The following is a 10903-nucleotide window of genomic DNA, read 5'->3' on the forward strand; positions in this document are numbered from 1 at the left end:
TTCGTACGCCAACCCGTCTTTTCCCTACAAAGGCTGTCCGCCTGCGGCGAGTTCCAAGAGATGTTTTTCAGGGACTGAAAAGTCCTTTTTCCTTAGGGGTGAAACACCTTGGCCAAGATTCTCGTGGTTACATCCGGCAAGGGTGGTGTGGGTAAGACCACCACCAGCGCCGCTATCGGTACCGGCCTCGCTTTGCGCGGCCACAAGACAGTCATCGTCGACTTCGACGTCGGTTTGCGTAACCTCGACCTGATCATGGGCTGCGAACGCCGCGTGGTGTATGACTTCGTCAACGTGGTCAACGGTGAAGCCAACCTGCAACAGGCCCTGATCAAGGACAAGCGCCTTGAGAACCTGTACGTACTGGCCGCCAGCCAGACCCGTGACAAAGATGCGTTGACCAAGGAAGGCGTAGGCAAAGTCCTCGCTGAACTGAAGGAAACCTTCGAATACGTGGTCTGCGACTCCCCGGCCGGCATCGAGACCGGTGCTCACCTGGCGATGTACTTCGCCGATGAAGCCATCGTGGTGACCAACCCGGAAGTCTCCTCGGTACGTGACTCGGACCGCATGCTCGGCCTGCTGGCCAGCAAGTCCCAGCGCGCCGAGAAGGGTGAAGACCCGATCAAGGAACACCTGCTGCTGACCCGCTACAACCCTGAGCGCGTCAACAATGGCGAAATGCTCGGCGTTGAAGACGTCAAGGACATCCTCGCCGTGACCCTGCTGGGCGTGATCCCGGAATCCCAGGCCGTGCTGAAAGCGTCCAACCAAGGTGTGCCGGTCATCCTCGATGACCAGAGCGACGCAGGCCAGGCTTACAGTGACGCGGTTGATCGCTTGCTCGGCAAGACCGTGGAACATCGCTTCCTCGATGTAAAGAAGAAGGGATTCTTCGAGCGTATCTTTGGAGGCAACTAAACAATGAAATTTCTCGACTTCTTTCGCGCCAACAAAAAGCCAAGTACCGCGTCGGTAGCGAAAGAGCGTCTACAGATCATCGTGGCGCACGAACGCGGCCAACGCAGCACGCCGGACTACCTGCCAGCCTTGCAGAAGGAACTGGTGGAGGTGATCCGCAAGTACGTCAACATCGGCAACGACGACGTGCATGTCGCCCTGGAAAACGACGGCAGCTGCTCGATTCTGGAACTCAATATCACCCTGCCTGATCGTTAATCGACAAGGCGGTCGCCACGGCGGCTCGCACACCTTGATCCCGTTTCGGGAACCGGGTGGGCGAGCCGCCGTTGGCGTTTGTTACGAGGCTGTTTAATGCCGCTGTCCAATATCCATATCCTCCATCAGGACGACGCTGTCCTGGTGGTGAACAAGCCGACCCTGCTGCTCTCGGTGCCCGGCCGCGCCGACGACAACAAGGACTGCCTGATCACCCGCCTGCAGGAAAACGGTTACCCCGAAGCCCGCATCGTCCATCGACTGGACTGGGAAACCTCGGGCATCATCCTGCTGGCTCGCGACGCCGACACGCACCGCGAACTGTCCCGCCAGTTTCACGACCGTGAAACCGAAAAGGCCTACACCGCCCTGGCCTGGGGCCAACCGGAACTGGACAGCGGCAGCATCGACCTGCCGTTGCGCTACGACCCGCCGACCAAGCCGCGCCATGTGGTCGACCACGAGTTCGGCAAGCACGCGCTGACCTTCTGGAAAGTGCTGGAGCGTTGTGGCGACTGGTGCCGCGTGGAGCTGACGCCGATTACCGGGCGCTCGCACCAGTTGCGTGTGCATATGCTGTCGATCGGGCATCCGCTGTTGGGGGATGGCCTGTACGCCCACGAACAAGCCCTGGCCGCCTGGCCACGCCTGTGCCTGCACGCCAGCATGCTCAGCTTCACCCATCCGCAAAGCGGCGAGCGTTTGCGCTTCGAGTGCCCTGCACCGTTCTAAAGCTGGCAATACAATCAAAATGTAGGAGCGGGCTTGTGTGGGAGCGGGCTTGCTCGCGAAGGCGGCCTGTCAGTACCAAAAATGTTGACTGACACACCGCATTCGCGAGCAAGCCCGCTCCCACATTTGTTCTGTGCACTTTTCGCCACCGACGGTAAACTCCGCGCATTGCTGTCTGGAGCTATTTATGCGCGAAGCGTTGAATCAAGGCCTGATCGACTTCCTCAAGGCCTCCCCTACTCCTTTTCATGCCACTGCCGCCCTGGCCCAACGCCTGGAGGCCGCCGGTTACCAGCGTCTCGACGAGCGCGAAACCTGGGCCACTGAAGCCAACGGTCGCTACTACGTGACCCGTAACGACTCTTCAATCATCGCCTTCAAACTCGGCCGTCACTCGCCGTTGCAAGGCGGGATCCGCCTGGTCGGCGCCCACACCGACAGCCCGTGCCTGCGGGTCAAGCCCCAGCCCGAGCTGCAACGCCAGGGTTTCTGGCAGCTGGGTGTGGAAGTCTACGGCGGCGCGCTGCTGGCGCCGTGGTTCGACCGCGACCTGTCCCTGGCCGGCCGCGTGACCTTCCGCCGCGACGGCAGGGTCGAAAGCCAGCTGATCGACTTCAAGCTGCCCATCGCCATCATCCCCAACCTGGCCATTCACCTGAACCGTGAAGCCAACCAGGGCTGGGCGATCAATGCCCAGACCGAACTGCCGCCGATCCTCGCGCAATTTGCCGGTGACGAACGCGTGGACTTCCGCGCCGTGCTCACCGAACAACTGGCCCGCGAACATGGCCTGAACGCCGACGTGGTGCTCGACTACGAGCTGAGCTTCTACGACACCCAGAGCGCAGCGGTGATTGGCCTGAACGGCGACTTCATCGCCGGCGCACGCCTGGACAACCTGCTGTCGTGCTACGCCGGCCTGCAAGCCTTGCTCACCAGCGACAGCGATGAAACCTGCGTGCTGGTGTGCAACGACCACGAAGAAGTCGGCTCCTGTTCCGCCTGTGGTGCCGATGGCCCGATGCTGGAACAGACCCTGCGCCGCCTGCTGCCGGAAGGTGATGAATTCGTACGCACCATTCAGAAATCCCTACTGGTATCGGCGGACAATGCCCACGGCGTACACCCGAACTACGCCGACAAGCACGACGCCAACCACGGCCCCAAGCTCAACGCCGGGCCCGTGATCAAGGTCAACAGCAACCAGCGCTACGCCACCAACAGCGAAACGGCCGGGTTCTTCCGCCACCTGTGCATGGCCGAGGAAGTGCCGGTGCAGAGCTTCGTGGTGCGCAGCGACATGGGGTGTGGCTCGACCATCGGCCCGATCACCGCCAGCCACCTGGGCGTGCGCACCGTGGACATCGGCTTGCCGACGTTTGCCATGCACTCCATTCGCGAGCTGTGCGGCAGCCATGACCTGGCACACCTGGTGAAAGTGCTCGGCGCGTTCTACGCGAGCCACGACCTGCCCTGAGACCGAGGTGCGGCCATCGCAGGCAAGCCAGCTCCCACATTTTGATTTGTGAACACATTCAAATGTGGGAGCTGGCTTGCCTGCGATGGGGCAATGTCAAACACCCCAATGCTATCTGACACACATCAACGCCATTTCCCGTATTCCGACCTAGACTTGTCACTATTCCCACTCCGACAAGGCCGTCGCACCATGATCTCCATGTCCTCCTTCCACGCCATGCTTATCCCGATCCTCATCGGCATGATCATGCTGGCTGTTGGCTTCAACTTTCGCGACAAACCCCTCGGCGTGTTCGGCATGTGGATCGGCATGCTGCTGATCCTGGGCACCGTGGTGTACAAAATCCTCGCCAAACTGGCCGAATGACCCCTTCACTCGTACACTCGGTCGATCCGTCGCTTTCAAGGTTGACCGCCTCGTGCTCTCCCGCCTGTTTGCCCTACCCTGCTACCTGCTGATCGCCCTGCTCACCCTGCTGCCGCTCGCGCCCGCCCACGCCGTGGGTTTGCCCGGCCTGCTCGGCAGCGGCAACAAGACCCAACCCCAGGCCGAAGTGCCGTTGGGGCAGTCGTTGGACGAGGTGATCAAGACCCTGGAAAACGATCAGCAGCGTACCCAGCTGCTGAGCGACCTGAAAAAGCTGCGTGCCGCTACGCAAAAAGCCCAACCGGCCGCCGAAGAGGGGGTGCTGGGTCTGATCGGCGGCACCCTGGCCAGCCTCGAAGCACAGTTTTCCGGGGACGACAGCCCGCTGGGGCGTTGGTCGAATGAGATCGACCAGGCCAAGGACGAGCTCAGTGCCCTGATCCTGCCGGCCAACGAATGGCTGCCAATCATTTTCGGCTTTGCCCTGATCCTCGCGCTGTGGAGCCTGCTGGCCTACGCGCTGATCTGGCTGAGCCACCGCGTGCGCGAACGTTTCGGCCTGCCCGAAGAACTGCCGCAACACCCGCGCACCTGGGACATGGTGCGCTTCGCCCTGCGCAAACTCGGGCCGTGGATGATCGCCCTGGTGATCACGGTGTACCTGAGCTACGCGCTGCCGTCGTCCCTGGGCAAATCCCTGGCGATGGTGTTGGCGTACGCGCTGGTGGTCGGCACCTGCTTTTCGGCGATCTGCGTGATTGCCTTCTCGGTGCTCGACGGCCCCCATCGCCATCGCGCGCTGTATATCCTGCGCCACCAGGCGTTCCGCCCGTTGTGGTGGATCGGCAGCTTTGCCGCGTTTGGTGAAGCCTTGAGCGACCCGCGCCTGGTCCAGGCCCTGGGCCAGCACTTGTCCCACACCGCCGCGACCGTGGCCAATGTAATGGCGGCGCTGTCCACTGGTGTGTTCATCCTGCGTTTCCGCCGGCCAATTGCCCACCTGATCCGCAACCAGCCGCTGTCGCGCCGCCTTACGCGCCGCGCCCTGAGCGACACCATCGAAATCATCGGTTCGTTCTGGTACATCCCGGCCTTGCTGCTGGTGGGTATCTCGCTGTTCGCCACTTTTGTTTCGGCCGGCGACACCAGTACCGCCCTGCGCCAATCCCTGTTGTGCACGGTTTTGCTGGTGTTGTGCATGGTGATCAACGGCCTGGTGCGCCGCCATGCACTCAAGCCGCACCGTGGGCACAAGCGTCATGCGTTGTATTCCGAACGGCTGAAGAGCTTTTTCTACACACTGGCCCACCTGGTAGTGTGGCTGGCCTTTATCGAATTGGGCCTGCGGGTGTGGGGCCTGTCGCTGATTCGCTTTACCGAGGGCGACGGCCATGAAGTCAGCGTCAAGCTGTTCGGCCTGGCCGGGACCTTGCTGTTTGCCTGGCTGATCTGGATCCTCAGCGACACCGCGATCCACCACGCCCTCACCCGCTCGCGCAAAGGCCTGGCCAATGCGCGCGCGCAAACCATGATGCCGTTGATCCGCAATGTGCTGTTCGTGACCATCTTTATCATCGCCGCCATCGTCGCCCTGGCGAACATGGGGATGAACGTCACGCCGCTGCTGGCCGGTGCCGGTGTGATCGGCCTGGCGATCGGTTTTGGCGCACAGTCGCTGGTGGCGGACTTGATCACCGGCTTGTTCATCATCATCGAGGACTCCCTGGCCATCGATGACTACGTGGACGTCGGCGGCCACCTCGGCACCGTCGAAGGCCTGACCATCCGCACCGTGCGCCTGCGCGACATCGACGGCATCGTGCACACCATCCCGTTCAGCGAGATCAAGAGCATCAAGAACTACTCACGGGAGTTCGGCTACGCGATCTTCCGGGTAGCGATTCCGTACAACATGGAAATCGACGACGCGATCAAGCTGATACGCGATGTCGGCCAGAAAATACGCAATGACCCGTTGCAGCGTCGCAACATCTGGTCGCCGCTGGAGATTCAAGGGGTGGAGAGTTTCGAGTCGGGCAGCGCGATCCTGCGCGCACGCTTCAAGACGGCGCCGATCAAGCAATGGGAAGTGTCGCGGGCGTTCAACCTGTCGTTGAAGCGGCATCTGGATGAGGCAGGGCTGGACCTGGCCACACCGCGCCTGAGCGTGCAAGTAGTCACCACCACACCACCCCAGTAGTGAGCGGGCTCGCCCGCGCTGGGGGGCGAAGCCGCCCCAAACCCTACCGACACGGTTTGACGGGATAACGCGGTGCCTGGATTTGGGGCGGCTGCGCCACCCAGCGCGGGCAAGCCCGCTCACTACAGTCAGGCGAGGGCGGTGCCGTCCATTTTCTGGCGCAGGCTCAGTGGACGCATATCGGTCCAGGTTTCTTCGATATAGGCCAGGCATTCTTTCTTCAAGCCGCTCTTGCCCACGGTGCGCCAGCCTTCCGGCACAGCCTTGTAGTCGGGCCAGATGGAATACTGCTCTTCATGGTTGACCACTACCTGAAACAGGATGTCGTCGCGGTCAAATACTGAGGTCATTGCTGTTCTCCATCGCTCAAAGGCCGGCTGCGCACCGTGCGCAGCGCTCATATCTGTAGAAACGTACCAAGCCGCCAAAAAATTAGAGGCTGGCGACCGCTGCCGCGACGGCGCGGCCGAAGCGTTCGGCGACGCGGTCGACTTCAGCCGCGGTGATCACCAGCGGCGGCAGGAAGCGCACCACGCTGCCATGGCGGCCGCCCAGTTCCAGGATCAGCCCGCGCTTGAGGCATTCGCGCTGCACCAGCGGCGCCAGTTGGCGATGCACCGGCGGGTGCCCCTGAATATCCGGGGTGCCATCCGGGTCGACCAACTCCACGCCAAGCATCAACCCACGCCCACGAATGTCGCCCAGGTGCGGGAAATCGCGCTGCAGGATGCGCAGGTGTTCACCCAGGCGCTCGCCCATGGCCGCCGCATGACCGGCCAGGTCGTGTTCCTTGAGGTAGCGCATCACCGCCGAGCCGGCCGCCATCGCCATCTGGTTGCCACGGAACGTGCCGGCATGGGCGCCCGGCAGCCAGGTGTCGAGCCAATCGCGATACACCACCACGGCCAGCGGCAGGCTGCCGCCGATAGCCTTGGACATCACCACCACGTCCGGAAGGATGCCGGCGTGCTCGAAGGCAAACATCTTGCCGGTACGACCGAATCCGCTCTGGATTTCATCGACGATCAACGCCACGCCCGCCTGTTCGGTGATACGGCGCAGGCCGCGCAACCAGTCGAGGTCGGCCGGGATCACGCCGCCCTCGCCCTGCACCACTTCGACGATCACCGCCGCCGGTAGCGTTACGCCTGCTTCCGGGTCATTCAACAGGTTTTCCAGATAATGCAGGTTGACCCGCACGCCTTCGGCACCGCCGAGGCCGAACGGGCATCGGTAGTCGTAAGGAAACGGCAGAAATTGCACGCCACTGCTGAGCAACGCGCCCAAGGGTTTTTTCGGCCCCAGGCTACCCATCAGGCTCAGTGCGCCCTGGCTCATGCCGTGATAGCCGCCCTGGAACGACAGCACCGTGCTGCGCCCGGTGGCGGTACGCACCAGTTTCAATGCGGCTTCTACCGCATCGGTGCCGGTCGGGCCGCAGAACTGGATCTTCGCCTGCCGCGCCAGCTCTGGCGGCAACAGGCCGAACAGGTCCTGTACAAACTGATCCTTGACCGGCGTGGTCAGGTCGAGTGTATGCAGCGGCAGCTCATCGCTGAGCACTTGCTGAATGGCGGCGATCACCACCGGGTGGTTATGCCCCAGCGCCAGGGTGCCGGCACCCGCCAGGCAGTCGATGAAACTGCGACCTTCCACGTCTTCCACGTAGATGCCCTTGGCGCGTTTGAGCGCCAGGGGGATGCGCCGTGGGTAGCTGCGGGCGTTGGACTCCTGCTGGCGCTGGCGGGCCAGCAGCGGGTTTTCGTCAAACTGGTACAGCGTTTCGTGAAGCTGGGTGTCTTCGATATGGCTGATAGCGACGGACATTGCTCGATCCCTCATCTGATTCCTGTTCTGGAAACGCACCAGCGTGGAAAGGATTTAGGCCGCACGGTCGCTAACTGATGGATGCACCTCCTACCTCTCGACCAGGCATAAGGTCACAGGCCTCGGTACTTTTCATTCAGGGCATACAGGATCGCGCAGGTCTGCGCATCGAGAAAACCGCAATAATCCCGCGGCCGAAAGTGCATCTGGAACGCTCGCGTGCGCTGTTCAAACGCTCGCCGATTCTGCGCAGGCTTGTACCCATAACGCTGAAACGCCCGCTCGACCTCAACCTCCGGCGGCAAACCAAGGCAAAACCGGCGCTGATACATCGCACGGGTGGCGTCATCGAACCAGGCGCCTACGCCCGCCTCGTGCAAACGCTGCCACGGCAGACGCGGGCCGGGGTCGCTCTTGCGCCAATAGGCCACATCGGAGTGCCCAAGGACCTCGCTCGGGCCGATCTGCGGGTGGCGCGCCAGGATGTCCCGTGCCAGTGCAATCAGCACTTCGACCTGCTCCTCAGGGTACGTCGGGAAGGTAAACACCCCGGCGTCATCCCGTGCCAGGTTGACCAGTTCGATGCCGATCGCGCGGCTGTTGAGGTTGTCCTGCCCGCCCCAGTGGCTGACCCCGGCATGCCAGGCGCGCTTGCCTTCATCGACCAGGCGGAACGCGCGCAATTCGTCATACCCGGCGGCGCGGTAGCTCGGCTCATCCGGGTCGGGCACCAGGTAGTGCGCGCTGACGCCATCCTGGGTGAGGGCGCGCAGGGATGCGCCGAAGGGGGCGGCGGTGTAATGCAGGATCAACTGGCGCACAGGCTCGCCATTGCGTTCGTTGAAATCCTTGGCTGGGAAACTGGTATCGATCACCAACATAAGAGCTGTCCTTTTCAATCCAGGCCGAGTCGTTCGGCCCGTTCAAGCGCAAAAAACCAACGCCATCCTGAAGGGTTCACCTTCAGGCGGGCGGTAACTATGTGGCGCTTGAAAGAAAAAGATCAGTGCCGCAGCGGCATGCCCAGGTCGACGCGCAGGCCATCGGCCTGGCTGTCGAATTTCAACGAGCACGAGCAGCGCTGCACAATCGCTTGCACGATCGCCAGGCCCAGGCCGCAACCTTCGCTGCTGCCGTTGCGCCAGAAGCGTTGGGTCAGGTATTGCAGGTCTTCACTGGAGATCTGCTGGCCATGGTCACGTACGCGAAATACCACATGGTCGGCGTCGGTGAACACGCGCAGTTCCACCCGGGTGTGCGCCGGGGTATGGCGCAAGGCGTTGTCCAGCAGGTTGCGCAGGGCCGCAACGGCCAGGCCCACGGGCATTTCTACCGGGGTGGTACGCAGGTTGTCCGCCAGGATCAGGTCGATACGCCCGTTATCGCCGGCGTTGGCGTCCTGGATCGCCAACCGCGCCACTTCCTCGGCGCTGGACTGCAAACCATCGTCAAACGACAAACTGCCTTCGACCCGTGCCAGCAGCAGCAATTGTTCCAGGGTGCGATGCAGGCGGTCGGCGCCCTCTTCGGCGTGGGCCAGGGACTGGTCGCGGGCCGCGCCGTCGGTCATGCGCGCCACTTGCAGGTGGGTCTTGATCGCCGTCAGCGGGCTGCGCAGCTCATGGGCAGCATCGCCGGTGAGCCGACGTTCGCGCTCGATGGTCTTGGCGATGCGCTGCAACAGTTGGTTCTGGGTGTCGAGCAGCGGCTTGAGTTCACTGGGCAACGGGTGGATCTGCAACGGTTCGAGGGAGTCGGCGCTGCGCCGCATCAGCGCGTCACGCATGCGGTTGAGCGGCAGCAGGCTCTGGCCGATGCCCAGCCACAACAGGCACAGGCAACCGAGCATCGCCACGCCCACCGGCACCGACGCGGCGAGCAGGATCGACAGGTTCAGCGCCTCGCGCTCCACCTGGCGGTCGGCGGTGGTGATCAACAAATCGCCCCGGGACAGGGTAAAACTGCGCCAATTCACGCCATCGATCACCTGGTCGCGAAAACCGCTTTTGCGCGACTCCAGGCCTTCGTCCGGCGTTGCGTGGCTGCGCGCCAGGACTTCGCCGCGCAAGGAACTGACCTGACAGGCCATGCCCCCCGGCACATTCAGTTGCTGCGCGCTGAAATGCGCACCGCCGCTCATGCTGGCCAGGCCCGGCATCTGCTCGGTCAGCCCGGCGACCATGCGCGCCGATGCCACCAGGCGCTGGTCGAGGGAAAACATCATCTGGTTGCGCAAGTCGTTGAGCATCCACGCTGCCGCCAGGGCCCAGATCAGCACAAAGGCGGCGCCAAGCTTGAACGTCAGGCGCAGGCGCAGGCTTTTCACGACGCGTTCTCTCCGTCATCCGCCGGGCCCAGGCGGTAGCCAAGGCCGCGCACGGTCTCGACGATGCCGTTGCCCAATTTGCGCCGCAGGTGGTGGATGTGCACGTTCAACGCGTTGCTTTCCAGCTCGTCGTTGAAACCGTAGACGCTGTCCTTGAGTTGCTCGCTGGACAGCACGCGGCCCTTGTTGTGCAGCAGCGCCTGCAACAGCGCCTGTTCGCGGCGGGACAGGTCCACCGGCTGGCCGCCGAGGAAGGTTTCGCGGCTGCTCGGGTCGTAGGCCAGGCGTCCGTGTTCGATCAGGTTGACGCTGCGCCCCGCCACCCGGCGCAACAGGGTTTGCAGGCGTGCGGCCAATTCGCGCAGGTCGAAGGGCTTGAGCAGGTAGTCGTCGGCACCGGCTTGCAGGCCGTCGACGCGATTGGTCACAGAATCCCGTGCCGTGAGGATCAGCACCGGAATCTCCAGGCCCTGGCTGCGCTGCTGCTGCAACAACTTGAGGCCATCTTCATCGGGCAGGCCAAGGTCGAGCACCATGATGTCGAAGGTCGCCGCCTTGAGCATCGCCCGCGCAGCCGCCGCCGTGCCCACGCGCTCGACCGTGAAGCCCTGGGCGGTGAGGCCGGCCACGATGCCGCTGGCGATCAGTTCATCGTCTTCGCAGACCAGTACGTGCATGCTGAACCCTTCATAAAAGATGGGGGAGATTAAAGGTGCCACGGATTAAGCGCAGATTATGCCGTGAAAAGAGGCGCGCTCAGACACTCCCTACACTCTAGAATAGCGCCGGTTAA

General features: G+C 62.8%; 11 protein-coding genes. 6 read left to right on the forward strand and 5 right to left on the reverse strand.

Annotation, left to right across the window (positions count from 1 at the left end):
- Positions 1-108: 108 nt before the first annotated feature.
- From minD to IB241_RS03395, 6 genes are all read left to right on the forward strand, one after another.
- The gene (gene minD / locus IB241_RS03370) at positions 109-921 is read left to right on the forward strand and encodes a septum site-determining protein MinD (RefSeq protein WP_192296950.1); all 813 of its coding nucleotides are present in this window, start codon (positions 109-111) and stop codon (positions 919-921) included.
- A gap of 3 nt (positions 922-924) precedes the next feature.
- Positions 925-1179, forward strand: coding sequence for a cell division topological specificity factor MinE (gene minE / locus IB241_RS03375; protein WP_003175252.1), 255 nt, complete (start codon positions 925-927; stop codon positions 1177-1179).
- A 96-nt stretch (positions 1180-1275) separates the two neighbouring features.
- The gene (locus IB241_RS03380) at positions 1276-1911 is read left to right on the forward strand and encodes an RluA family pseudouridine synthase (RefSeq protein WP_005789965.1); all 636 of its coding nucleotides are present in this window, start codon (positions 1276-1278) and stop codon (positions 1909-1911) included.
- Between the two features lie 187 nt (positions 1912-2098).
- A complete protein-coding gene (locus tag IB241_RS03385) occupies positions 2099-3388 on the forward strand; it encodes a M18 family aminopeptidase (RefSeq protein WP_192296951.1) in 1290 nt (429 codons plus the stop codon).
- Positions 3389-3580: 192 nt separating this feature from the next.
- Positions 3581-3757, forward strand: coding sequence for a hypothetical protein (locus IB241_RS03390; RefSeq protein ID WP_010208820.1), 177 nt, complete (start codon positions 3581-3583; stop codon positions 3755-3757).
- A 52-nt stretch (positions 3758-3809) separates the two neighbouring features.
- On the forward strand, positions 3810-5957 hold the full coding sequence (locus tag IB241_RS03395) for a mechanosensitive ion channel family protein (RefSeq protein ID WP_192296952.1): 2148 nt from the start codon (positions 3810-3812) through the stop codon (positions 5955-5957).
- A gap of 128 nt (positions 5958-6085) precedes the next feature.
- On the opposite strand, the gene IB241_RS03400 is transcribed toward IB241_RS03395, so the two are convergent.
- The 5 genes from IB241_RS03400 to IB241_RS03420 form a co-directional block, all read right to left on the reverse strand.
- Positions 6086-6307, reverse strand: coding sequence for an MbtH family protein (locus IB241_RS03400; protein ID WP_192296953.1), 222 nt, complete (start codon positions 6305-6307; stop codon positions 6086-6088).
- A gap of 82 nt (positions 6308-6389) precedes the next feature.
- Complete coding sequence (locus IB241_RS03405) at positions 6390-7784, reverse strand: aspartate aminotransferase family protein (protein WP_192296954.1); 1395 nt, start codon at positions 7782-7784, stop codon at positions 6390-6392.
- A 113-nt stretch (positions 7785-7897) separates the two neighbouring features.
- Positions 7898-8665: an N-acetylmuramoyl-L-alanine amidase gene (locus IB241_RS03410; RefSeq protein ID WP_192296955.1), complete on the reverse strand. Its 768-nt coding sequence runs from the start codon at positions 8663-8665 to the stop codon at positions 7898-7900.
- 122 nt (positions 8666-8787) lie between these two features.
- Complete coding sequence (locus tag IB241_RS03415) at positions 8788-10110, reverse strand: ATP-binding protein (RefSeq protein ID WP_192296956.1); 1323 nt, start codon at positions 10108-10110, stop codon at positions 8788-8790.
- Positions 10107-10787 (reverse strand): response regulator, encoded by a 681-nt coding sequence (locus tag IB241_RS03420; RefSeq protein WP_192296957.1) that lies wholly within the window; start codon positions 10785-10787, stop codon positions 10107-10109. The genes IB241_RS03415 and IB241_RS03420 overlap by 4 nt, the downstream gene beginning before the upstream one ends.
- Between the last annotated feature and the right edge of the window lie 116 nt (positions 10788-10903).

It is taken from the genome of Pseudomonas sp. PDM05 (genome assembly GCF_014851685.1).
GTDB lineage: Bacteria > Pseudomonadota > Gammaproteobacteria > Pseudomonadales > Pseudomonadaceae > Aquipseudomonas.